This window comes from Daejeonella sp., from assembly GCF_049655485.1.
Classification (GTDB): Bacteria; Bacteroidota; Bacteroidia; order Sphingobacteriales; family Sphingobacteriaceae; genus Daejeonella.
Genome location: NZ_JBASJU010000247.1, coordinates 19,323 through 43,129, shown reverse-complemented (window position 1 = coordinate 43,129; position 23,807 = coordinate 19,323). Strand labels below are relative to the sequence as shown.

Below are 23,807 nucleotides of genomic sequence, written 5' to 3'. Positions count from 1 at the left end.
GGAATTAAGATAAGACAGGAACATGGGCTCCTGTCTTATCAGCTTAGGCTTATTTAGAAACTCGGGCGGTAGTTTTCGCAGCCGCTTCAGATTTAGGCACGTTCGTACCGGTACTGTAGGTAAGCGGCACATTGCTGCCAGCAGGAGATACCCTTACATATCCCGACATTTCCTGGTGAAGTGCACTGCAAAAGTCGGTACAGTACATTGGATACATTCCGGCCTTTTTCGGGATCCATTTTAAGGTGGTTGTTTCACCCGGCATTACCAGCAATTCCGCGTTAAGCGCTCCTTTTATTGCAAATCCGTGTGGAACGTCCCAATCCTGTTCAAGATTAGTAGTATGGAAATATACTTCATCTCCTACGCGTACCCCTTCTATATTATCAGGGGTAAGGTGCGAGCGCATAAGCGTCATATAAACATGTACTTTATTGCCCTCTCTTACCACTTTGGAGTTAGCTTCACCTTTAGTAACGTAAGGGTGACTGTTTTCTTCAATTTTAAAGAATTTAACCGAATTGTTTTTGATCACATCGGCACCCACTGCCTGCGCATAGTGCGGTTCCCCTATGGTTGGGTAATCCAATATCAGTTGCATTTTGTCGCCGCTAATATCGTAAAGCTGTGCGCTTTGAGATAACTCCGGACCAGTAGGAAGGTAACGATCTTTGGTTATTTTGTTATAAGCAACCATGTATTTTCCTGTAGGTTTCTTAGAGTCGCCGCCAGGGATCATCAGGTGACCAACGGAGTAATACGTAGGGACTCTGTCAAGTACTTTTAGGTCTTTGACGTTCCATTTCACCACTTCGCTAGAAACGAACATGGAAGTATAGGCGTTTCCTTTATCATCAAATTCGGTATGCAAAGGGCCTAAACCTGGTTTTTTAACTTCACCATATAAGGCTGCTTCATATTTTATCACTGGAATGCCTTCGTATTCCCCATCGAAAGCTTTGTCAGCTATTGCTTTTTGGATTTTATCATAGCTGAATACCGGTATTAGCGCCGCCAGTTTACCGCTCCCTACAATGTATTCTCCTGTTGGATCTACATCACAGCCATGTGGTGATTTTGGGCATGGAATCATATAAACTAATCCCGGATAATCACGCATGTCGAGTACTGTAACCTGATTTTTTATAGTCGATGTGGCAGTGTGTGTTTTCTCATCAAAGCGGTTACTAGCATATTTGACGGCTTGCTTGCGACCTTTGCCTTCTTTAATAAGTTTCTCAGCCATTTTCCAATTTACAGCCATGATAAAGTCTTTATCACGCTTGGATGCATTTACTTCAAGAAGTGTATTTGCTTGTTCGGTATTATACGTGCTGAAGAAAAACCATCCAGCGGATTTGCCTTTACCAGCATGGCTAAGGTCAAAATTCACGCCTGGGCCTTGTATCTGGAATGCTACATCCATATTACCATTTGCCTTGTCCACGCTGATAAAGCTGATTGTTCCCTTGAAATTTTCTTTATAGGTATTTATGGGAACGTCGCCATTTTTATCATCAGGAGGTACACTGAATCTTGTACCTGCAACGATATATTCAGAGTTTTCAGTTATAAAAGGTGAGGAATGATTACCACCGCTGTTCGGGAGTTCCAGGATCTCTGCAGTGCGAAAGGTTTTAAGATCGATACGGGCAACACGAGGTGTATTGTTACCGTTCGCAAAAACCCAGCGTCCGTCAATTTCGCCATTCGTTTGCGACATGGAAACGTGGTGAAGATCGTCCCATGGCACCTCGCCGTGGGAAGTATTCAACATGGGTTTAGTTTCTTCCGAATATCCCCATCCCTTTTCCGGGTCGACAGAGAATACAGGAATAACCCGTAGGAGTCTTCCGCTAGGCAGACCGTACACGGAAAGCTGTCCGCTAAAACCTCCGGAGACAAAATTATAGTATTCATCGTATTTTCCGGGCGCTACATACGCCTTGGCTCCTGCATCACCGCTTACAACGGATCCTGCATTTTTTGGCTTACAGGCATTTAAGCCTGCTAATAATGCGAGGGCAGCCACACCGCATGCATATTTTCTATTGATTTTCATTTTTATGTGTTATTTATTTAGGTGTTTATTCAAAATATTTGACAAAAGCCCCCCCCCCCGATAAAGCATGTAAAATGCTTTTTAAGGGCTCTAAGCCCAGATATTGTCTAATTGCGTGCTTTAGTGGACCCTTACTTGGCCCCGTCATTTTTCCTCATGAACTCAAGAATGTTTCTTGCGTCATCATCTGAAAGGTTTTGATTTGGCATACGCACTAAGCATAACTCTAGCTGAGCTTGCACTTCCGGATCTTTGTCAATCATTACATCTGTATTGGTAATGAAATTCATGATCCATTCGGGTTTGCGACGTTCAGTTACACCAGCCCAGCCCGGTCCGACAAGGCGTTCATCGGTTAGTTTATGACAACTACTGCATTTTACCTGGGAGACCTGGTTGCCGAGTTCGGCTTTGCTGGCATCCAGGGCCCCCAGTTCCATAGAGGTGAATTTTCCCTCCCCACGATTCGGGTCATAGGACGGATTTCCGGTACCCGATTCTGCACCTTCTTCAGTAGAAGTAGTTTCAGTTTTTTCTTCGCTATTATTGTTTCCACCGCATGAAGCAATAAATCCGATAAAGGCCACCATGATAGTTAGTATGAAAAGCTTTTTCATATTGGTTAATTAATTTAAATTTTGTTTTCTTGTGCAAGTTTAGGTACTAGCCAAATGTTTCTTTATGCGTTGAATCATATATGATCAAGATCATATAATTGCGTAAGCGCTGTCATGATTTGACTCTTGTTTGCCAAGTAGATTTGTTCAACAAATAACGATGAGGCAATGATTGATCTGAATTTACTGCTGGCTTGGGGAGCCACCTATAAAAAAGTAAAAACCGGCGAAACAATTTTTCGCGAAGATGATGCGTGCATTTATTACTTCCAGCTGGTTAGCGGAAGCGTCCGGTGGTTAAATATCGATGAAGAAGGCAGGGAATGCATCCATGCGATCGCTGAAGCAGGGGAGTCCTTTGGTGAATTTCCACTTTTCGACGATGGGCCTTATGCAGCAACCGCAATAGCTAATACAGATTGTGTTCTTATAAGATTATACAAACCGTCTTTTGGTGAGTTGATAAATGAAAACAGTCAATTACTTCTGGCTTTTACCAAATTGTTTACAAAGAGACTGCGCTTTAAATACTCCCTACTAAAATCGATGGCATCTAATAGCCCGGAAGTTAGAATAGCTAACCTAATTAACTATCTTAAATCCGAAAATAAAAGCTTTTGCCCTGATTGCGATCAATTGAAATTAACGCGACAGCAGATTGCTGGTATGACCGGGCTGAGGGTGGAAACTGTGATCCGAACAATGAGAAATATGTATGAGAAGGGTGAATTGTCGATAAGCAGAGGAAAAGTATTTTGTAAAGATATGATTGAAGTCATATCAGCATAAATTTATCCGGCTTACTTTTGACTGAGATGAGTTTTTTATCACAATGGATTAAAATATCCTTATTAAATCTGTTTCTTGTATCATTTTTGGGATTTGTACTTCGATATAAAATTGTTTTCGCACTCCCCTTTGTAGATCAAAGGAACCTTCTGCACAGTCACTCTCACTTTGCCTTCGTGGGATGGATATCTCAAACTCTCATGATACTGCTTATCTACTATCTAAGCGCCAGGCTAGGCGAACGTATTTTTACCAGGTATCGCTTTATACTTTATGCTAATCTGATTAGTGCCTACGGCATGCTGGTTAGTTTTATCCTGCAGGGATATGCTTTTTATTCCATTTGTTTTTCCACTCTCTCAGTAGTTGCTTTTTGTGTTTTCGGGGTTTATTTCTGGAAAGATTTAAATCGCATCTCTGAAAAGACTGTCAGCCGTCTGTGGTTCCGCTGGTCTCTGATCTTCGGTGTGATTTCCAATCTGGGACCGTTCGCACTCGCTTACATGATGTATATTAAAATGGTTGATCAAAACTGGCACTTGACCTCCGAGTATTTTTTCCTCCATTTTCAATATAACGGCTGGTTTTTATTTGCTGGTTTAGGGTTGCTAATGGATCTGTTAACAACGCGCGATATACCTTCAAAGAGGCTATATTATGCTTTTTACCTTTTTTGTGCTGCCTGTATACCAGCATATTTTCTATCAATTCTCTGGCTGCCTTTTGTAGGAAGTATCTACTTTCTACTGTGTGCTGCAGTGGTGGCACAATTGGCTGGGTGGTTTTTTATAATGGAATCAATTTTTAAAAACAGAGAAATCCTGAGCAGGCAATTTTCCAGGTTTGCTAAAGTGCTTTTTATGCTTTCAGGGATTGCGTTTACCATTAAGCTTTTACTGCAAACAGGCTCAATTCACCCGCAGCTGAGCCAGCTTTCATATGGTTTCAGGCCGATCATTATCGGCTACCTTCATCTTGTGCTACTGGGGGTAACTTCGATCTTTATCATTGGATATATTGTTTCCTTAAAAATGATAACTGTTTCAAGGAGTGTAGTTACCGGTATATCGATTTTTGTTGCGGGCGTGATCATTAACGAGCTTTTGCTGATGATTCAGGGTGTCGCAGCTATGGCATATCGCGTTGTCCCTCATATTCAGATCATGCTTTTCGGAGCAGCTGTTATACTTATGATTGGGCTCGGAACTCTCTTTATTGGTTCCTTAAAAAGCAAGCAGGCCCCGATATAAATCCGGAGCCTGGTGTCAATATTCTAGTTCGGTCATATTGCTCAACTAACCTGTGTGAGCGAAGTCATAGGTCTCACTAATTCGCGTAGTCTTTTAAGATCATTTTCAAATGTTAAAACTATGTCTTTTGAAGAACCGATCAATTCAGGAATCAGCGATTCGTAATAGTCAATCCCATTTAATAGCTGCTCTTTGAACTTTTCGAGTTGTTTTGCTTTCTTGTCGGTAAGAAGCTGTAGGCTGCCTTCAATGTCTTTTTTGAGGTAATCTATGTAAAGTTTAAGCTCATTAATGAACAGGTTAGGCCTGGAGGTCCCTTCAAGTAAATTGAGCGATCCGTAAATGTGTTTAACCATTTCATCAAGCGAATAAATTCCTGAGAAATATGCCGTATTCGGTCCCGGGCATATAGCCACTGCTCTGTTCTCTTTTGGTTTTACCATTCCATTTTTGATGTACGCTGAGGAGCAGAGTCCTTCGCACAGGCAAATTTTTTCTGTTATCTCATCAAATTTCGTTTGGTAGTCGGCTGCTGAAAGCTCTTTTGTTTTCAGTTCCTTGATTTTTAAACTCTGGTATTTCCGTGATGCAGTGCAAATGGGCTCGGAAGTAAACTCAGTATTTGACACCAGGAACTTTTTGGTACACGGACTTCCAGGACGACCTTCTTCTATCCTTTTAATACGCTGAGCCTCTGCAGAACTTTTCCGGAAGCTGTTAAAGGGGATTCCAAGAGGTGAGGAGCCGCTAATATAAAAATCATCTTCACTTGCCCCGGCCAGCATTTCCAGGGTTTCTTTATCTACATTAGTAGCCTCCGGGACTAATAGAAATGGGCTGCCCCATCCGGTGCCGTCCAATTGATAATGTGTTTGAAGAAACCTATTCTCTTCAGCTGTGCCAATACCTCCCTGGAACGTTACCCGTGTTACCGGGCAAGAAATTCCATCAAAGCCTTTATCTGACAAGGCGGATTTGTAACTTTCAAAAAGTTCAATGGACATGTCTTTTCGATTCTGTTTAAACTCTTCAAGAATCGGCCCCAATAGGAATCCTTCCGTTGCAAAAGCGTGTCCTCCGCAGTTTAAACCCGATTCAATTCTGAACTCGTGAACCCAGATGCCTTTTTTTGCCAAAAATTTGGCCTGTATAAATGCCGAACGGTAATCACTTACCTTAAGGACTACTTTTTTCTTGGCTTCCTGGCTATCTGAGGGGAAAAAGTCCGGGAACTCTTCAATAAAAGTATAGAGTCTGGGATTCATACCGGCAGAGAGGATTAGCGAGGATTGTAATTTACTTTTGGCATATCCTGCGAGTGCTGCCAGGGCATCCGATAAGCGTTCACCCTCCTGAAGATCGTTTTTCTGGTGGTTGATTTTGTCCACTTTCGCCATAATGTTCACGTCAATGGCTCCCTTTTTTACGAGTGATCTCAGTTGGTTTTGAAGAAAACTCCTTTTGTATGGGTTACGCTCTGTAAGCATTAAATTATAAATTCTCTTGCCTTCTGCAGCCGGTGGAAGCAATTCAAAATACCTGGTTATGTCCGACGTTGGTGTAAATCCTTGTCTTTTCAAGTTTTCATGCTGCTCATTAACGAGATCATCGAGAAGATTTAAATAAGCAGTAATCCTCATGGATCTGAATGCTGGATTCCCCTTTTCGATTGGAACAAAATCAGTGTCCTTAGGAGAATGAAATTTTCTCATTCTTTCCGTTAATTCATCATCAACGATTGAAACTACCGAAGAAATCCCGTACCTCGCGACTTTGAGGGGGGTGTCTATTGAGTACCCGAGTCCGAGTACCGGAATATGAAATGTATGGCTCATGATTTAAAGTTTAAACTGCACTACTGAATATTTGACTCTCGGGTGCGTTGGAGAGTAATTTTTGGTCAAAACACATGCATATATTTCGTAAGAATGCCAGACCTTTATCTGTAACACGAAGATCTTTTCCATCAATAGTTACAAGGCCATCCATTTGAAGAGGTTCCAACCTTTCGGTAAATTCATTAAACAGCGGAATGTCATGAGGGAGAATTGCACTTCTTTTACACATGATGTCTAATATGATCCTCCTGACAACCAAATCTTCTGCTGTTAAAATGTGCCCCTTGATCAGAGGAAACTCTTCTTTTGAAATCAGATCCAGGTATTCTTCAACCGATTTAAGATTCTGGGCAAAACCATACCAGCTGTCGCTTATTGATGAAACACCCAATCCGATCGATAATTTAGTGTACTGGTGGGTATAGCCCATAAAATTTCTATGCAACTTACCGGCCAGGGCTGCTTTGTAAAGTTTGTCGTCTTCTAAGGAAAAGTGATCCATTCCAATATCATGGTAACCTCCACCTAATAAAAGGTTTCTGCCATGTTCATAGAGTTGCCTTTTCTCTTCGTTTACCGGAAGATCTTTTTCCGTAAAACTCCTCTGACCTGGTTTAATCCAGGGAACATGGGCGTAACTATAATATGCTATGCGGTCGGGCTTGAGTTTGATAACTTCAGCGATGGTATTAGTAATACTGCTTAACTTTTGCAGGGGTAAACCGTAAATCAGGTCGTAATTTACAGAAGTGTATCCCAAATTCCTGGCGGCGACAGTGACATCCCTAACCTGCTCGACACTCTGCTTCCGGTTAATCACTAGCTGAACTGTCGGATCGAAATCCTGGATACCAAAACTCACTCTTTTAAAGCCGCATTGATATAAAGTTTTAAGATGTTCAGGGCTTGTATTTGCGGGATGACCTTCAAAGGAGAGGTCTGCATCAGGCAATAAAACGGAACTTTGCAGGATTCCATCCATTAATCGCCTCAGGTTTTCCGGGCTGAAGAACGTCGGCGTCCCGCCTCCAAGATGGATCTCACGAATTTGAGGCTTAACTCCCAAAACCTGGCGATACATTTTCCATTCAGTTAAAACGGCGTCAATATAAGGTCCTTCAACTTTATGGTTTTTCGTTATCCGGGTTGTACAGCCGCAGTAGGTACATAAATTCTCGCAAAAGGGGAGATGTATATAAAGACTTATGCCGAGATCACAACTTTCGTTGTAAGATCGTGTAACCGTATCGAACCATTTCTGCTGATCCCATTGGTTAAGGTCCCAATAGGGCACTGTCGGGTAGCTGGTATATCGCGGTGCTGCAACATTATATTTTCTGACAAGTTCTGTCGATATCATGTTTTTAATTTGAATTTCTTGAAAAATCATCTGACGGGATTATCCCGGCTATTAATGGAACAATATCTTGTTCATTGTTAGAATCGGTCTCAGCTTCCTTTTGGACAGCTATATTTAGATTAATGCCTTTGGCCCATTCATTCAAATTTTCGATTGTCTTTGCAGCGATCACCTGCAATGCTTCTGCCGTAAGAAATGCCTGGTGTGGTGTTAAAAGGACTCTTGAATTTTGTATAAATGCTTTAAGGAGCTTATCGTCAATAGGGTTTCGGCTGTGGTCGAAGAAGAATACATTGTGTTCAAATTCATAAACGTCCATACCAATCTTGCTTATATAACCATCCTGGAGCGCCTTATACACATCTAAGGAGTTAAAAATGGCGCCTCTGCTCACATTGATCAGAATGACACCTTTTTTCATTTCCTGAATGGTGCTTGAGTTGATTAGGTGATGGGTTTTCTCGTTGAGGGGAATATGGAAAGAAATAATATCTGAGTCGCTTAATATTTTATTAAAAGGTACTGCCTTTGCTCCCAGCTCCTCAGCTTTGGCGGAGATATCAAGCAAGTCATTAACGAGAACTTTCGCACCGAATCCACTCAATATCTTTGTAAAGACTTTTCCCGTTTCTCCAAATCCAACTACTCCGATGGTTTTATCACTTATAGTACTTCCGACCAATTCATCAAGGGTGAAGTCGTACATCATGGTTTGAGTATGAGAAGGTATCAGGTTTCGGAGGAGCGCTAATAATAAAGCCAACGCGTGCTCAGCTATCGAAGCTGGTGAATAGGAAGGGATATTAGCGACCTGGATACCCGCCCGATGGGCTTCGTGAAGATCGATATGGTCAAGGCCGGTGGATCTGGAGCAGATATATTTCACGCCAAGTTCCTTTAACTTGTTAATGACCGGAGAAGAAACATCATCGCTTGAAAAAACGAGTACAGCTTCCTTCCCTTGTGCATACGATACGGTATCCAGGGTTAACCTATTGGAAATTAAGGTGATGTCGTGTTTTTTATTATTCGCCCTTATCAGGGGTTCTTTCTCACACGCTTTAATACTGTACGCTACTGCTTTCATTGCCCAACAATTTCAAGCAAAATTAGGGCTACAGGAAAAGTTATGCTATGAGATTAGTCAGAAAGAAAGATGATCTGGATCACTTACTGCTTGATTTTACTTAACTTAAGTATGGAAAGGATTTTGATAGTACTTGCTTCTTTTTCGATGAGTTTTTCATCTTTGAAGTCGGAGAGGGTCCGGCTAACCGTTTCATTTGCGGTACCTACCATCGCAGCGAGATCGTCTCTTGATATTTTGATTGTTGAAACATCCGAACCTTTTTCCCCAAATTTTTCCGCAAGGCTGAGTAAGGCATCAGCCACTCTCTTGCGTACGGAGTTATAGGCCAGTTTTAATAATTGTTCCTGCTTCTCACGTACGTTTCCAGATAGAAGCTCGATAAATTTCTTTGATATGCCAGGATTCTTGAAAAGAAGCGAGTGAAAATCTTCGCGAGAAAGTAAGTTTAATTCTGTGTTATCCAGGGTTTCGGCATTGTCACTGCAGGGTTTATTAAGAAGTACAGAATCATATCCAAAAAACTCTCCGGGACCAAGCATTCCGGTAGCTATTTCGCGTCCATCCTGATAAACCATATAGGTTCTCACTCCACCGCTCTTAATCATAAACACATGCGAGAGGTGGTCGCCCTCCGAGTACACCGTTTGTTTTTTCTTGTAGTTCCGCTGGCGACTGCTCTCCGATAGTTCACTCAATAATTTAGCAGACTTTGCTTCGTCAAGCAAAAGATCTAATGAATGAGTCTTCATCGTGCTTTTTATAGCTACATCTCTTTTTGAAAGCCTTGTTTCTATAGCATTGAGTAACTCCATATCACCGAAAGGCTTGGTTAAATAATCATCAGCCCCCATTTCCATGCCCTTTCGCATATCAGTTCGCTCGCTCTTAGCCGTAATAAATATGAAAGGTATGCCGGCAGTTTGTTCATTTTTACTTAGCATATATAACACTCCGTATCCATCCAGTACCGGCATCATGATATCACAAAGGATAATATCAGGAAGGTGGCTCATGGCCAGTTCCACACCTTTCTTTCCATTATCTGCTACAACTACATTATAATCAGCGAGTCCGAGGATTTCCGCTGTGCTTTCCCTTATGTCTTCGTTATCTTCTATAATCAGTACGGTTGTGAGAGGTTTTTTCATATCTGATTGAAAATTAAAGTAATTGTTGTTCCTTTATTAATTGCACTTTCGCATACCACCGTTCCTCCCATCAGCTCAACATAACGTTTAACAATATTTAAACCAAGCCCCGTTCCAGGGATATTTCCTGTGTTATGAGCACGAAAAAAGGGCTCAAATAGATTTTTCTGTTCCTCCATTGGGATACCTATGCCGTTATCTTGAACAGTAATTGTAAGCTGAGAATGATTGAGTTCTGTAATAAATTCAATGAACGTATTTTCTCCGGAATACTTTATAGCATTAGAGATGAGATTGATTATGGAATTTTTTAAGAGGGCAGGATCTAAGTTAATATTGCTGGATATGCCGGTGTGCTGATAAACTATGACCTGGTTTTGTTTAGTTATCATCTGCATCTCCTCGATAAGATCTTCGGAGAACTTAACCACGTCAAATTCCTGGAACTCAGCATTTGTTTTTCCGGCTTCTAACTTCTCAAGCGATAGAAAATCATTTAAAATCCCTGTAAGCTGGCCTACTGAGTTTTTGATCTTGCCCGTATGCTTGACAATATTTGTTTTATCAGGTTTCTCAGCATACTTTTCTATAAGGGATGCTGAAAGCTGTACAGAACTGAGGGGCGTACGGAATTCATGAGAGGCCATTGACACAAAGCGCGTTTTTAGCTGGTTCAATTCTTTCTCCTTTTCAAGTGACAAGCTCACATCCTCTTTGGCCTTTTCCAGTTCATTTACTAAGGTCTGCAGGATTGCAGTCCGCTCTCTTATTCGTTCTTCTAAAATTTCTGTATATTCCTTAAGGGAATTTTCAGCGTCTTTCTCCCTGGTAAGGTCATGTATAAACCCGGTGTAGATTTTGCGGTTGTCATACTCTACCTCGCTAACCGCGAGCCTGAACGGAAAGGTACTGCCATCTTTTTTTAAGCCACGCACTTCTCTGCCGATACCGATTATTCGTCTTTCTCCAGTGCCCTGATATCTTTGAAGATATCCATCGTGGGCACTTTTGTCTGGTTCGGGCATTAAAACAGAAATATTTTTTCCGTGGACTTCTTCTTCTTCGTACCCAAAAATCTTCAGGGCAGCAGGATTCATCGTTTCTATTATTCCGCGATAATCTATTGTAATGATACCATCAATGGCCGTGTTAATAATAGAATTTAGGAGTTTTGCTTCTTCCATTTCGTCGTAAATTACGAAAATATTAATAAAAGGATAGAACAAAAAATAGATGATAGAACTACGTTTAAGCTTCTTTTATAGGAGAAATTCTCCCTTTTGTAGAGCTAAGTAAATCATTCTCACGGCCTAAACTTTGTTTTTCGCCTGGTGTTCCATTTGATGAGTTCAAACCAAATCACGGATATGAAACCCACGCTTGTGCTAATGAATAATTCGGAAAGGCTGAGCGGCTGCAACTCAAAGAAGCGGGAAATCGGTTTTATGAATATTAGCAGACCAGTGATTATCACAGTTACGCTAATTATAAGTGGAACCAGTTTATTCGGGTATCGAAGCGTCTTTAATATGGAATAATAAAACGAACGATTAATTAAGGTTAGGGAGATGTTTGCGGAGATCAAGCCGGAAAAGATCATCGTTCGCGTTATGTCTTCTCCCAATTCCTGGGATACTGAATAATGGTAAATGTATAATAGACCTGCGGTGATAGCGAGACCCTGAACCATGCTGGTCAATAATTCATTGGCATTAAAAAAAGTGTCAGTTGGCGACCTGGGAGGTTGTTTCATAGCGTTTTCCTCAACCGGCTCATTTTCATAGATGATTGAGCAAGTAGGACCCATAATAAGTTCCAGGAAGATCACATGAATCGGTGAGAAGATCGAGGGGTATACCCAACCTAAAACCAGAGGTATAAAAACGATCAGGATTATGGGTATATGAATGGAGATGATGTACCGTATTGCCTTTTTTAAATTAACATATATTCTTCGTCCCATGCGTATAGCGTCAACCATCTTCCCCAGATCATCCTCGATTAGAATCATTGACGCAGCCTGTTTTGCTATATCTGTCCCTTTTTGTCCCATTGCGATACCGATATGAGCAGCCTTTAGCGCCGGTCCATCATTAACGCCGTCGCCGGTCATAGCCACAACCTCCCCTTGAGATTTTAATGCGTTGATAATCTTTAATTTGGCTTCAGGGAACATCCGTGTGAAGATATTTTTATCTGATACCGCCGTCTTGAGCTCAGAATCATGAAGTTTCATCAGTTCATCCCCGCTAATGCTTTTTTCATATCCTTGGAAATCAATCTTTCGGGCGATAGAGCTGGTAGTAATATGATTATCGCCTGTTATTATCTTTACAGTAATTCCTGCACTATAAAATTCTCTTAGTACAGAAGTAATGTTGTCTTTTGGAGGGTCGTGGAAAGCCACTAAGCCGTGAAACGAGAACTTAAAATCTTGTTGCTTATCAGGATAATTATCTCCCGAAAAGGATGCAGCAGCGACGCCTAAGAGTCGGTATCCTTGTCCAGCGAGAACATGCACCGCAGTTAATATTTGATCTTTTTCCTGTTTAGTAAGCTTTGAGATTTCCAGGAACGCCTCGGGTGCACCTTTTGCAGCAACAATACGATTGCCTGACTTGTCTTCAAATATGTGGGTCATCATCGGGGGCTTTCCTTCAAGAGGATATTCCTTTACCATATGAAATTTATGCCGTTCATCTTTATCAGCACTAGTCTGGTACTTTTCATGTAATGATAATTCCATGGGATCAAACGGGATGGGTTCGCTTGACCACATACTAGCTGTGATAAGCTCCAGCGCTGCGGAGTTTACAGGCTTTTCGGCATCATAAATTTTGTTATCAGTGAAAACATATAGTTTAACAAGGCTCATTTTGTTCTGGGTAATGGTTCCGGTTTTATCCGTACAGATTACCGAAGCGCTTCCCAGAGTTTCAACGGTTTTCATGTCTTTTACAATTATCCCCATTTTCATCAATCGCCAGGCACCGAGCGCCATGAAAGTTGTGAACGCTACCGGAATTTCTTCTGGTAAGATGCTCATCGCCAGAGTTAACGCTTTTAGTAAACTGTTCAGAACATCTCCCGAACGGAAGTAGTTTATAAGCCAGACAATAATGAAGAAAAACACTCCGGCAGCGGCCATTTTCTTAACAAAATTGGATATCTGTTTTTCAAGAGGGGTTTTTTCTATCTTGATTTCAGCAAGGCTTTTGCCGATTTTCCCCAGTTTAGTTTCATTTCCAGTTGCTTCGATAATTGATACAGCTAAACCGGTGACCACTGTTGTTCCCTGGTAAATACGGTTATCTTCTGAACTGAGGTCCTTATAAACCGACATGGATTCGCCGGTCAAAATGGATTCATTTACTGAAAAATCGTTTGAACTTATTATTTCCCCATCCGCTGGTACATATGTTCCTTCTTCTGTAACCATGCTGTCGCCAGGGACAAGTTCTTCGCTATTTATACTGATGAGCTCACCGTTTCGAAAGACTTTTGCAGTAGGCTGAGTTAGCGTTTTTAGCTTTTCCAGTGCATTGCGACTGCGGGAATCCTGATAGATTGATATAGCAGCTACCAGCACAATCGCAGAGGAGAGAAATATTCCGTCAGAAATATTCCCGGTGATGAAATAAACGATAGAAGCTACCAGAAGGAGTAGAACCATCGGTTCTTTTATAAGCGCAAGTAATCCACTTATGAACCGGTTTTCTTTTTTTTGATATAGCGTATTAATGCCGGATTTGTTTCTGGAAATTAGTACTTCCTGGTCGGTAAGGCCTTTGATTTTTTTATCTGCAAAGGATTCTTTCATTATAAATTTGGTTTATTTCCTAGGCTGTTTCACAGAGATGGATACCGGCATTTTACTGGGAGATCAATTAGTTTAGCAGATGACTTTTAACCATCGTTTGAATGGATTCCCCGGTTTCGAATTAAAGTTATCGTCCTAAACTTAGAGCGAGAATGATTAGGATCACTGTTTTAATTGATAATGGAAATTCTAGAGAGAGTTCAGTTTTATTTCAACGATGGGATGAATGTAAACTTTCAGCGATGATTCGAGGGATAGCTGCGAGATCTGCGATGGAGCCCCGCTGGCAAGCACAGGTTAGATAGTGAAATGACCTTCCGAATTGGAAGTCGTTGTTGTTTGAAAGGGGAAATAAACAAGGAGCAAAAAATAAAGATCGGAGAACCTGGTAAGTCTTTATTCTTTGTTCCTTGCTCCTCATCGTTTATCTCAATTTCTTTTCGAAAAAATTAATTGTCCTTTTCCATGCTAATTTTGCTGCCGCTTTATCATAACGAGGCGTTGTATCATTATGGAAGCCATGATTTACGTTCTCATATATAAACGCTTCATATTCCTTACCATTTTCCTTTAATGCGGCTTCGTACGCCGGCCAGCCCGCATTAATGCGTGTATCAAGCGAAGCATAGTGAAGTTGCAACGGTGATTGAATTTTAGGAACGTCAGCGATGGCGGCCTGGCCTCCGTAAAAAGGGACCGATGCTGCAAGAGTAGGAATACGCACAGCCATTGAATTACAGATACCTCCTCCGAAGCAGAATCCAACTACTCCAACTTTTCCATTACAGTCTTTATGATTTTTCAAATATTCATAAGCCGCAATAAAATCTTCAAGCATTTCCGGACCGCTCCTCTTACTCTGCATAGTCCTGCCTTCATCATCGTTGCCTGGATAGCCACCCAAAGGCGTCAAGGCGTCAGGAGCAAGAGCTATAAATCCCGCAAGAGCGGCTCGACGAGAAACATCTTCTATATAGGGGTTCAAGCCCCGGTTCTCGTGAACCACGATGATACCCCCCAGTTTCTTTCTCTTCTCCTTCGAAGGTTTTGATAAGAGCCCCTTAATAGTCCCCCCGCCTTTTGGAGAAGGGTAATTTATATAGTTAGAAATTAGCCGTGGATCATCGGGTTTCACCTGAATATTTCCTTTATAATCCGGCATTAGAAAACTCATTAATGACGTTAATGTGAGACCACCGACTGCATATAATGACAACTGCTGCATAAAAGAGCGCCGGTCGATGCGACTGTGTGCGTAATCGTCGTAAAGGTCAAACACTTCTTTTTTGATGTCTTCTTTTTTGATTTGATCCATAGTAGCACTAATCTAACAAAAATCGGGTAAAATTAATGAAGTAATTGCTGCTGGTCTCAAGCCAAAGAAACGTGTTGCCATGGTAGGCACCGGAGCTTGGCCCGTTCTTCTTAAATTCATTACAAATGCAATCCCATAGGCATGCTCAACCGGGATTAATGTTAGTTTTGCACCAGGGATATTCCTGGTGCATTTCTGTCTGTCGTTGTGCAGATAATATTTTTTCAACATTTGATGAAAAGGCTTCTTATGATGCTTTTGGCTTGGGTAGTATCATTTAGTGCGTTCAGCCAAAATAGCGTCACTACAAAAATTATAGATTCTAAAACGAGCATTCCGTTGGTGGGTGCCACTGTTAGAATTACAACTTTGAATATGGCGGGATCTACAGATGAGACCGGGCAAGTGAGTTTTGTTAATGTGCCGGACGGTAAGCATTTCTTAGAGATAAGTTATATCGGTTATATAAGCAGAATAGATTCGGTGTTTTTGCCTTCGTCTTCCCCGACATTTCTGACTTTATCGCTTGAATCTTCGGATGGAGAGGAACTCGAAGAAATAATCATATCCACAACCCGAAGCAGTCGTACCATTGATAATAATCCAACACGTGTGGAGGTGATCGCGGGCGAGGAATTGGACGAAAAAGGCAATATGAAGCCCGGTGATATCCGGATGATTTTGAACGAAAGTACCGGGATACAAACCCAGCAAACTTCAGCAACCAGCGCAAACGCATCTATACGAATACAGGGGCTTGACGGTCGCTATACGCAAATCCTAAAAGACGGATTTCCTATATTTTCAGGAGCTGCCAGCGGACTCGGACTACTGCAGACTCCCCCCTTAGATTTGAAGCAAGTTGAGGTGATAAAAGGTTCCGCGTCAACCTTATATGGGGGAGGTGCTATTGCTGGGCTGGTGAACCTTATCACTAAAACTCCCGGAGAAGAGAGAGAACTGAACTTCCATCTTAACGGAACTTCGGCAGGAGGTGTAGATTTAAGTGGATTCTATAGTGAGAAGTTAGGAAAAGCAGGAATGACTCTGTTTGCTTCCAGGAATAGTAATGCTGCATATGCACCTGGTACAATAGATTTCACTGCCATACCGGAATTTACAAGGTATACCCTCAATCCGAGGTTATTTCTCTATTTCGATGACAAGACATCGCTGAACTTCGGTATTAATAGTAGTTTTGAAAATCGGATTGGCGGTGATATTCAGTATATTAACAATCGCGGAAACGCATCAAACAGTTTTTTTGAGAGTAATAAAACCGACCGATTATCCAGCCAGTTTTCTTTAAAACACCGTATAAATGCCGCATCAGAACTTGTTTTAAAAAACAGTGTAAGTTATTTCAATCGCAAAATAATTGTCCCCGGATACCGGTTTGATGGGCTGCAATTTGGATCATTTTCTGAAGCCAGTATTTTCAGCAGAGGCGACCAGGCAGAGTGGATAGCTGGTATAAACCTGATGACTGACAGATTTAGAGAAAACCAGAAAACTGCTGTTCCACTGCGCAACTACAATCAAACGAGTGTGGGGTCATTTATCCAGAATAATCTGCATGTAAGCAATTGGCTGGAGCTCGAGACTGGGATCCGAGGCGACTTCGTAAACCAATATGGGTTCTCAATTCTTCCTCGCGTTTCGGCATTGCTCAAAATGAATAGTAAAGTAACTTCGCGGATAGGCGGGGGGGTAGGTTATAAAACCCCGACGATTTTTACTGAAGAAAGTGAGCGGATACAGTATCAAAATGTACTTCCTGTTTCTTCTACGGCAAACAAACTTGAAAGGAGCTATGGCTTAAATGGGGATATAAACTATCGTACATTATTAACTGATGAACTAGGCCTAAGCATTAATCACCTTTTCTACTACACGCTCCTCAATAACCCGCTCGTAATGGAGCAGAATACCGCCGGACTATACAGTTTTGTTAATTCATCAGGACATATGGACACGCGCGGAATGGAAACAAATGTGAAACTTACCTATAATGACTTTAAATTATTTGTAGGTTATAGCTTTACAGACGCCAAGATCAAAACGGGGAATTTGATTAAACAGAACCCCTTAACTGCAAAACACCGGCTTAATAATGTTTTGATGTATGAAGTAGAAGAGAAATGGAAACTCGGTGCAGAAGCATACTACTACAGCAAACAAACTTTAAACGATGGTGCCATGGGTAAGTCGTACTGGATATTTGGTTTTATGGCCGAAAAACTTTGGGAACAATTTTCAGTGTACATTAATTTTGAAAATTTTTCAGATACCAGGCAGACGCGCTTTGATACTATTTACACAGGCAGTGTTTCAAATCCTATTTTCAGGGATATATACGCTCCCTTAGACGGGTTTGTAATTAATGGCGGACTTAAATTAAGGTTATGAGATTGGAGATAGAACAAAGGCTCCAGAAAAAAGGCGTTAAGCCCACCGCTATGCGAATCCTCGTGTTGGATCACCTTATTGGTCGTCAGTCAGCTCAAAGCTTAACTGAACTGGAGAAAGCTCTAGCTCCTGTAGACCGCGTAACAGTATATAGAACCTTGAAAACCTTCGAGGACAATCACCTAGTGCACGCAATTGACGATGGAACCGGAGCGCCAAAATATGCATTATGCGAAGACAGTTCTGACGATTTACATCATCATGATCTCCACGTCCATTTTAATTGCGGTAAGTGTCACGAGACCTTCTGCCTTCCGAAAACACTTATCCCATCAGTCCCCTTGCCGGAGGGATTTGTAATGGGTGAAATGAGCCTGCTTGTTAAAGGGCTTTGCAACAAATGTTCGAATTGAGTTTGCAATTCCATTGCATTACAGAAGCAGCTTACTTTGTAAAATGAAATCTAAACCGTCACATGCTGAATGCTGCAGCCACGATCCCGAAACAGAAACCGAATTCAAAAACGAAATTCATTCAGAACACGACGGACATGACCATGAGTCAACCGTTCCAGAATGGAAGTCCCACTGGGATCTGTTATTAGCGCTGTTAATTCTAATTGTTTCTCTCACCTTAGAATACGGTTTCGATATTGAATTCCCTACCGCTATTAACCTGAGTATATATGGGATAGCATATCTGCTGGCCGGCTGGAATGTTCTTTATCTTGCTTTCAGGAAGGTGAAACGTTTTGATTTGTTCAATGAGTTTTCACTCATGAGTATTGCAACTATAGGAGCCTTCCTGATTGGTGAGTACAGTGAAGGTGTAGCGGTTATGGTTTTCTACTCAATAGGAGAGTGGTTCCAGGATTCAGCGGTTCGCCGTGCCAGGCGCAGCATTAAGGCCTTACTCGATATAAGGCCTGGGACGGTAACCGTGATAAGAAACGGTAGAGAAATTAGAGTTAGCCCGAGAACTGTTGAATTGGGGGAAATTATAATTATAAAACCAGGAGAGAAAGCTGCACTTGACGGCAAGCTTATTTCTGAGAGTGCCTCTTTCAATACCGCAGCTTTAACTGGTGAGAGCAAACCAGATTCCAAATATGCAGGGGAACTTATATTAGCAGGAATGATCAACCTGAACACGGTGGCCCAGGTTAGTGTCACGGCCTTGTTCGGTGATACTAAATTGAGCCAAATTTTGTCGATGGTTCAGGATGCGACCGCACGAAAATCTCAGACCCAGCTCTTTGTTTCTAAGTTTGCAAAAGTTTACACCCCTGTCGTTTTCTTTCTTGCATTATCTGTTTGTCTTTTGCCCTATTTCTTTGTGGATAATTACGAGTTTAATACCTGGTTCTACAGGTCATTGGTATTCCTTGTAATCAGTTGCCCATGCGCATTGGTCGTATCTATACCCCTGGGCTATTTTGGCGGCATTGGTCTTGCTTCGAAAAACGGGATTTTATTCAAGGGCGGGAATTTTCTGGACGTAATGACAAAAATCAACCTTGTGGTGATGGATAAAACCGGCACTCTGACTAAAGGCGTATTTAAAGTACAGAAGGTATTTGCTGAAAAAATGGACGAGAACGAGATGGTGAGAATAGTTACAAGCCTGGAAATGAATTCAACTCATCCTGTTGCCCGGGCAATTGTGAAATATGCAGGGGATATCACACCGACGAAAACGGAAAGTGTAGAGGAGATTGCCGGGCAGGGTTTAATTGGTTTAGTAGATGGGAGGAGAGTGCTTGCCGGAAATACACAGCTCTTAAAGAAATACTCAATCGGTTATCCGCAAGAAATTAATGAAAGTTCAACTACTAAGGTTCATATTGCTGTTGACCATGTTTATGCCGGTTATATTACAATTGCTGACGAAATAAAAGATGATTCGGCTGGCGCAATTAAAAGTTTGCATGCTTTAAACATAAAAACAGTGATGTTGTCTGGCGATAGTCAAAGTGTTGTCGACGAAGTGGCTTCAATTCTGGGGATAAATTCAGCTTATGGCGATCTCTTACCGGAGAACAAAGTGCAGAAAGTTGAAGAACTTAAAAAAGCTGGTTGGAATTTGGCTTTTGTGGGCGATGGAATAAATGATGCACCAGTTCTTGCCCTGGCCGACGCGGGCATCGCAATGGGTGGTTTGGGTAGTGATGTTGCCATTGAAACTGCTGATATTGTAATCCAGAATGATAAGCCTTCCAAAATTGTTGATGCCATTTTGATTGGTAAAATTACACGGAAAGTGGTCTGGCAGAACATCATACTAGCTATGGTTGTTAAAGTTAGTGTGTTAGCACTTGGCGCAGGTGGAATTGCCACTCTTTGGGAAGCTGTTATAGCTGATGTGGGTGTGGCTTTATTAGCTATTATGAATGCCGTTAGAATTCAGAGAATGAAGTTATGACAGAGAATGCTGATAGCAATTTTAAACACTGATTTTCAACAGGTTTGCTTGCAAATTTGCATTGTCTGTTCAGTGTAAACTCTTCCGTTTTTCACAACCAAAATCAAATTCTGACGTTATATATGTACAATAAGACTACAAACATATAAACAAGCACTGCATGAGAAAAGGACTAAAATCAGGAACTATATTCGGAATATTATTGCTTACTGTAGCGACTCTTGGATTCAGGAGCACAACTGTTGAAAACACGCCGGAGAACGACCTTTCCCTTACTAATAACAAAATAAAAACTGAGACTTCTAAATCAGTTGAAGTTCTCTTTAATGAATATGCCTTATCGATTTATAATGTTGCCGGACTTGCTGCCGCAGGACTTGATTATAATGTTTTTCTCAAAGGCCTCACTGGATATCAAAACCTGAAAGATAAAAATCTTACTCCTGGGACTAAAGCTATCCTTTCTGTAGTAGATCTTTCTCTGCCAAGCACCGAGAAAAGATTATGGGTGATAGATCTGAATGCTCATAAAATCCTTTTTAATACCTTAGTTGCACATGGCCGTGGAAGTGGAGAGAAAATGGCGGAATCTTTTTCTAACACTCCGGAGTCTAACCAAAGCAGTGTTGGTTTTTATACTACCGCAGAAGTTTACACTGGAAAACACGGACGTTCATTAAGGTTAGATGGCATGGATGCTGGTTTGAACAATAACGCACGAAACAGAGCTATCGTGGTACATGGTGCTGAATATGTAAGTCAGAATGTTATTAATTCGACGGGACGTTTAGGAAGAAGTCAGGGTTGCCCTGCTTTACCGATGAACTTGTTCGGTGCAATAATCAATGATATCAAGAATAACACCGTTTTATTTATCAACGGTGAAGGGGTAGAAAAGTCTGAGTACCTAAAAGGAATCGGACAGAACGAGGCTAAAGGATGATGAATTAAGTTCCTATGCGCGTTTGAGGAAGCGATTCACTCTCACCGACAGTTCGTTAGGGCTGAATGGTTTAGTAATATAATCGTCAGCACCCATTCGAAAAGCTTCAAGTATCACGTTTTCCTGACCCATTCCCGATAGTATAATTACTTTAATTTTGTTCTGATATTTCTGCCGGATATAACCCACTATCTCCATTCCTGATGAATATGGCATCATGATGTCGGTAATCACAAGATCAGGAAGATGTTCATCAATCATTGCAATTGCTTCTTGCCCATCCCTTGCAATTAATATGTCATTTCCGTCTTTTTTTAGGCGAAACTCCAATGTTCTAAGCATAAGCTCATCGTCTTCGGCAATCAAAATTTTCATCTCTTTCGTTTTTCATAATTAGACAGGGCTAATTTCATAAAGATAATTTAAATGCGCTAATGTTTTTGAGCAAAGAATAGAAACACTTTATTTTTTTTCATCTGCCTGATTTTAGAAATTTCTCATTTATATTTATAACGTAAGAATTAAATATGAGTAAAGCGCCCCTACCTTCTAATGAATCCGACAGATTGGCAAGCCTCTTAGAGCTTGACCTGGATTACAGTAACCTTGAAGGTGAATTCAAAAATATTGTTACACTGGTTTCCAGAACAACCGGAATGGAAATGTCCGTTGTTAATCTAATAGACACTTTTACTCAGTGGACGATAGCAAACCATGGAATATCGGTTGATTCAATGGCGAGGGACGAATCAGTCTGTCAGTTTACTATCCTTGAAGATGATTATTTGGAAATCAACGATTTGTCATTGGATGAAAACCACCGGGATAAGGCTTATGTGAAAGGGGATCCTCGTTTACGCTATTACTTTGGTGTTCCTTTGAAAACGGACAGTGGAATTAATATCGGTTCTTTATGCGTACTAGGAAGAGAGCCAAATTCATTAAATCCAGAGCATATCGAATTTCTGAAGATTATTGCGGAAGAAGTTGTGGATAAGCTAAGAGCCTTTAAAACAATCAGTGAACTAAAAAAGAATCTGGATGATGCACTCAAACGCCAGAAGGAGGTTGCGGTGGACCTGCATGATTCTTTAGCAGGAATTATAGGAATTTCAGATGTATTAATGGATCGTGAAATTCCTCTGGCCACAGAAGATGCCGAAGGGTTTATAAGTTTAATAAATGAACGGAGCAATTCCATGGTTGCCCTTGCAAGTGGACTTATCACTGATAGCGTAAATGAGGTTGATCTTTCAGGAATGTGCCTGGCACAGTTGCGGGATAAATTAGAAGTGCTTTATCAGCCATTGGCACGCGCCAGGAAGCAGGAATTGGAAATCTCCATAAATGATTTAAATAACCATATCTATTTTTCCCGTTCGAAGCTATTCTCCGCATTGAATTATCCTATATCGGGCGCATTATATTTAAGTCACCTGGGAGCTCGGGTATCCATTGACCTCGATCTGGAGGTGTCCGTGGATAAATACATGCTGAGGGCTTCAGTGAAAAGTAATTCCAGCTCCCTAAATGATTCATCTCAACTTTGCCCGCCGGATCACTTTCAGACGACTTGTAATTTAATAGTGGAAAATGATAAATGGCATTGCGAAGTGGACCTGCCCGTTCAGGTGATCTAGGTTAAATGTTTTTCAATTTAGATTCCCCCAGGATTCAGCCTAGGTGTTTATTGCGCTTTCACCAATACCCGGGGAAGTTTTCCTTTAATATTTGAAATGCTTTTTCATCACTTTTGCGTAATCTGCTATTGCCAATTCCGGCTCGGAGAGTTCAGGATGCCATAATTTTTCCCACTCAAAGCTGTAATATCCTTTGTATCCGTTTTTTGATAATAGATCAATCGCATCAAATACAGGCACGTCGCCCTGGCCGAGGAAGACATATTGTAGCTTATCTCCAGCGAGTAACTTCACGTCCTTGATGTGAGTGTGACGAATATATTTTTTCAGTTTTTTATAGACTATTGAAGGAGCCTCTTTTGTTTCGGTCCACATGTTTGAAATATCCCAAACCAGGCCAACGTTAGGATGCTCTGCAGCCTTCATCGTTTTTAAAATGTCGTCCGAAGTTGAAAAATCCCCATGTGTTTCCATAAGAACAGTAACATTACGTGATTTTGCATAATCCCCCAACGTTCGTAGACCATTTGCCACATATTCCATTGTTTTATTCCGGTCCTGATCTTTTGGGAACTCATTGGGGAAAACGCGGACAAAGGGACAATTAATCTGCTGAGCGAGATCGATAAAAGATTTTGCTTCTTTCATATGTTTATCCCGTAAAGGCCCATCGGGCATATGAAATGCTGCCGACGCGCCCAGATTCACAAATTTTAAACCCTTCTCTTTCATTGTAGCTAGGGTGGATTCCATGTGGTCAGGACTGTTGAATTCGACAGCATTCGGCAAATCCAATTGCCGATTAATACCCCGGATTTCGAGCCCGGAATACTTGTGTAACGCAGCAAAATCAATTGCTTGTTTCAAAGTCCAGTCCGGACATCCAATCGTTGAAAATGCCAGGAGGGGTTTGTCCTTCAATAATATAAATGATGAACTGGTCATCGATGCGGCGACCAAGATTGCCGAATTTTGCAGGAATTGTTTTCTGGAGTAAGTCATGCCATTACTTCTATGAATTATAAAATTGATAAAAGCATTTGATAAGTAAGCTATGATTTTACAAAACTTTAATACTAATTGTAATATTTTTAAGGCTGTGAAC

Annotated in this window: 19 protein-coding genes; 7 read left to right on the top strand and 12 right to left on the bottom strand. The window is 41.2% G+C overall.

Annotation, left to right across the window (positions count from 1 at the left end; all coding sequences use genetic code 11):
- Positions 1-49: 49 nt before the first annotated feature.
- Both nosZ and WBJ10_RS10455 read right to left on the bottom strand, forming a co-directional pair.
- Positions 50-2,062 (bottom strand): Sec-dependent nitrous-oxide reductase, encoded by a 2,013-nt coding sequence (gene nosZ, locus WBJ10_RS10460; protein WP_424290029.1) that lies wholly within the window; start codon positions 2,060-2,062, stop codon positions 50-52.
- A gap of 131 nt (positions 2,063-2,193) precedes the next feature.
- The gene (locus WBJ10_RS10455) at positions 2,194-2,679 is read right to left on the bottom strand and encodes a c-type cytochrome (protein ID WP_424290027.1); all 486 of its coding nucleotides are present in this window, start codon (positions 2,677-2,679) and stop codon (positions 2,194-2,196) included.
- A 168-nt stretch (positions 2,680-2,847) separates the two neighbouring features.
- On the opposite strand from WBJ10_RS10455, the gene WBJ10_RS10450 reads away from it, so the two are divergent.
- On the top strand, positions 2,848-3,468 hold the full coding sequence (locus WBJ10_RS10450) for a Crp/Fnr family transcriptional regulator (protein ID WP_424290025.1): 621 nt from the start codon (positions 2,848-2,850) through the stop codon (positions 3,466-3,468).
- Between the two features lie 26 nt (positions 3,469-3,494).
- The gene (locus WBJ10_RS10445; protein ID WP_424290023.1) at positions 3,495-4,718 is read left to right on the top strand and encodes a hypothetical protein; all 1,224 of its coding nucleotides are present in this window, start codon (positions 3,495-3,497) and stop codon (positions 4,716-4,718) included.
- A 41-nt stretch (positions 4,719-4,759) separates the two neighbouring features.
- Here WBJ10_RS10445 and WBJ10_RS10440 read toward each other — a convergent pair whose 3' ends face one another.
- From WBJ10_RS10440 to WBJ10_RS10405, 8 genes are all read right to left on the bottom strand, one after another.
- Positions 4,760-6,553, bottom strand: coding sequence for a hypothetical protein (locus tag WBJ10_RS10440; protein ID WP_424290021.1), 1,794 nt, complete (start codon positions 6,551-6,553; stop codon positions 4,760-4,762).
- A 10-nt stretch (positions 6,554-6,563) separates the two neighbouring features.
- Positions 6,564-7,916 (bottom strand): oxygen-independent coproporphyrinogen III oxidase, encoded by a 1,353-nt coding sequence (gene hemN, locus WBJ10_RS10435; RefSeq protein ID WP_424290019.1) that lies wholly within the window; start codon positions 7,914-7,916, stop codon positions 6,564-6,566.
- 4 nt (positions 7,917-7,920) lie between these two features.
- Positions 7,921-9,003, bottom strand: a complete 1,083-nt coding sequence (locus WBJ10_RS10430; protein WP_424290017.1) for an NAD(P)-dependent oxidoreductase — start codon at positions 9,001-9,003, stop codon at positions 7,921-7,923.
- Between the two features lie 83 nt (positions 9,004-9,086).
- The gene (locus tag WBJ10_RS10425; RefSeq protein ID WP_424290015.1) at positions 9,087-10,154 is read right to left on the bottom strand and encodes a response regulator; all 1,068 of its coding nucleotides are present in this window, start codon (positions 10,152-10,154) and stop codon (positions 9,087-9,089) included.
- Positions 10,151-11,338: a PAS domain S-box protein gene (locus WBJ10_RS10420; RefSeq protein WP_424290013.1), complete on the bottom strand. Its 1,188-nt coding sequence runs from the start codon at positions 11,336-11,338 to the stop codon at positions 10,151-10,153. Before WBJ10_RS10420 ends, WBJ10_RS10425 begins: the two co-directional genes overlap by 4 nt.
- A gap of 119 nt (positions 11,339-11,457) precedes the next feature.
- Positions 11,458-13,974 carry a cation-translocating P-type ATPase gene (locus WBJ10_RS10415; RefSeq protein WP_424290011.1) on the bottom strand — a complete coding sequence of 839 codons (2,517 nt, stop codon included), beginning with the start codon at positions 13,972-13,974 and terminating at the stop codon, positions 11,458-11,460.
- Positions 13,975-14,398: 424 nt separating this feature from the next.
- The gene (locus WBJ10_RS10410; protein ID WP_424290009.1) at positions 14,399-15,289 is read right to left on the bottom strand and encodes a dienelactone hydrolase family protein; all 891 of its coding nucleotides are present in this window, start codon (positions 15,287-15,289) and stop codon (positions 14,399-14,401) included.
- 12 nt (positions 15,290-15,301) lie between these two features.
- Complete coding sequence (locus tag WBJ10_RS10405; RefSeq protein ID WP_424290007.1) at positions 15,302-15,520, bottom strand: hypothetical protein; 219 nt, start codon at positions 15,518-15,520, stop codon at positions 15,302-15,304.
- Between the two features lie 3 nt (positions 15,521-15,523).
- Here WBJ10_RS10405 and WBJ10_RS10400 point away from each other — a divergent pair, with 3 nt between their 5' ends.
- The 4 genes from WBJ10_RS10400 (at position 15,524) to WBJ10_RS10385 (ending at position 21,062) form a co-directional block, all read left to right on the top strand.
- A complete protein-coding gene (locus WBJ10_RS10400; protein WP_424290005.1) occupies positions 15,524-17,698 on the top strand; it encodes a TonB-dependent receptor in 2,175 nt (724 codons plus the stop codon).
- Entirely contained in the window at positions 17,695-18,111 is a 417-nt protein-coding gene (locus WBJ10_RS10395) for a Fur family transcriptional regulator (protein WP_424290003.1), read from the top strand. Before WBJ10_RS10400 ends, WBJ10_RS10395 begins: the two co-directional genes overlap by 4 nt.
- A 43-nt stretch (positions 18,112-18,154) precedes the next feature.
- On the top strand, positions 18,155-20,119 hold the full coding sequence (locus WBJ10_RS10390) for a heavy metal translocating P-type ATPase (RefSeq protein WP_424290001.1): 1,965 nt from the start codon (positions 18,155-18,157) through the stop codon (positions 20,117-20,119).
- Between the two features lie 160 nt (positions 20,120-20,279).
- Entirely contained in the window at positions 20,280-21,062 is a 783-nt protein-coding gene (locus WBJ10_RS10385; protein WP_424289999.1) for a murein L,D-transpeptidase catalytic domain family protein, read from the top strand.
- Positions 21,063-21,074: 12 nt separating this feature from the next.
- On the opposite strand, the gene WBJ10_RS10380 is transcribed toward WBJ10_RS10385, so the two are convergent.
- Positions 21,075-21,437 carry a response regulator transcription factor gene (locus tag WBJ10_RS10380; protein WP_424289997.1) on the bottom strand — a complete coding sequence of 121 codons (363 nt, stop codon included), beginning with the start codon at positions 21,435-21,437 and terminating at the stop codon, positions 21,075-21,077.
- 152 nt (positions 21,438-21,589) lie between these two features.
- Here WBJ10_RS10380 and WBJ10_RS10375 point away from each other — a divergent pair, with 152 nt between their 5' ends.
- Positions 21,590-22,702, top strand: coding sequence for a GAF domain-containing protein (locus WBJ10_RS10375; protein ID WP_424289995.1), 1,113 nt, complete (start codon positions 21,590-21,592; stop codon positions 22,700-22,702).
- A gap of 84 nt (positions 22,703-22,786) precedes the next feature.
- On the opposite strand, the gene WBJ10_RS10370 is transcribed toward WBJ10_RS10375, so the two are convergent.
- Positions 22,787-23,704 (bottom strand): sugar phosphate isomerase/epimerase family protein, encoded by a 918-nt coding sequence (locus tag WBJ10_RS10370; RefSeq protein ID WP_424289993.1) that lies wholly within the window; start codon positions 23,702-23,704, stop codon positions 22,787-22,789.
- Positions 23,705-23,807: the final 103 nt, after the last annotated feature.

What these genes read in the sequence shown, in the direction of transcription:
- nosZ (WP_424290029.1), bottom strand. Translation starts at nt 2,062, where the DNA reads ATGAAAATCAATAGAAAATATGCATGCGGTGTGGCTGCCCTCGCATTA.
- WBJ10_RS10455 (WP_424290027.1), bottom strand. Translation starts at nt 2,679, where the DNA reads ATGAAAAAGCTTTTCATACTAACTATCATGGTGGCCTTTATCGGATTT.
- WBJ10_RS10450 (WP_424290025.1), top strand. Translation starts at nt 2,848, where the DNA reads ATGATTGATCTGAATTTACTGCTGGCTTGGGGAGCCACCTATAAAAAA.
- WBJ10_RS10445 (WP_424290023.1), top strand. Translation starts at nt 3,495, where the DNA reads ATGAGTTTTTTATCACAATGGATTAAAATATCCTTATTAAATCTGTTT.
- WBJ10_RS10440 (WP_424290021.1), bottom strand. Translation starts at nt 6,553, where the DNA reads ATGAGCCATACATTTCATATTCCGGTACTCGGACTCGGGTACTCAATA.
- hemN (WP_424290019.1), bottom strand. Translation starts at nt 7,916, where the DNA reads ATGATATCGACAGAACTTGTCAGAAAATATAATGTTGCAGCACCGCGA.
- WBJ10_RS10430 (WP_424290017.1), bottom strand. Translation starts at nt 9,003, where the DNA reads ATGAAAGCAGTAGCGTACAGTATTAAAGCGTGTGAGAAAGAACCCCTG.
- WBJ10_RS10425 (WP_424290015.1), bottom strand. Translation starts at nt 10,154, where the DNA reads ATGAAAAAACCTCTCACAACCGTACTGATTATAGAAGATAACGAAGAC.
- WBJ10_RS10420 (WP_424290013.1), bottom strand. Translation starts at nt 11,338, where the DNA reads ATGGAAGAAGCAAAACTCCTAAATTCTATTATTAACACGGCCATTGAT.
- WBJ10_RS10415 (WP_424290011.1), bottom strand. Translation starts at nt 13,974, where the DNA reads ATGAAAGAATCCTTTGCAGATAAAAAAATCAAAGGCCTTACCGACCAG.
- WBJ10_RS10410 (WP_424290009.1), bottom strand. Translation starts at nt 15,289, where the DNA reads ATGGATCAAATCAAAAAAGAAGACATCAAAAAAGAAGTGTTTGACCTT.
- WBJ10_RS10405 (WP_424290007.1), bottom strand. Translation starts at nt 15,520, where the DNA reads ATGTTGAAAAAATATTATCTGCACAACGACAGACAGAAATGCACCAGG.
- WBJ10_RS10400 (WP_424290005.1), top strand. Translation starts at nt 15,524, where the DNA reads ATGAAAAGGCTTCTTATGATGCTTTTGGCTTGGGTAGTATCATTTAGT.
- WBJ10_RS10395 (WP_424290003.1), top strand. Translation starts at nt 17,695, where the DNA reads ATGAGATTGGAGATAGAACAAAGGCTCCAGAAAAAAGGCGTTAAGCCC.
- WBJ10_RS10390 (WP_424290001.1), top strand. Translation starts at nt 18,155, where the DNA reads ATGAAATCTAAACCGTCACATGCTGAATGCTGCAGCCACGATCCCGAA.
- WBJ10_RS10385 (WP_424289999.1), top strand. Translation starts at nt 20,280, where the DNA reads ATGAGAAAAGGACTAAAATCAGGAACTATATTCGGAATATTATTGCTT.
- WBJ10_RS10380 (WP_424289997.1), bottom strand. Translation starts at nt 21,437, where the DNA reads ATGAAAATTTTGATTGCCGAAGACGATGAGCTTATGCTTAGAACATTG.
- WBJ10_RS10375 (WP_424289995.1), top strand. Translation starts at nt 21,590, where the DNA reads ATGAGTAAAGCGCCCCTACCTTCTAATGAATCCGACAGATTGGCAAGC.
- WBJ10_RS10370 (WP_424289993.1), bottom strand. Translation starts at nt 23,704, where the DNA reads ATGACTTACTCCAGAAAACAATTCCTGCAAAATTCGGCAATCTTGGTC.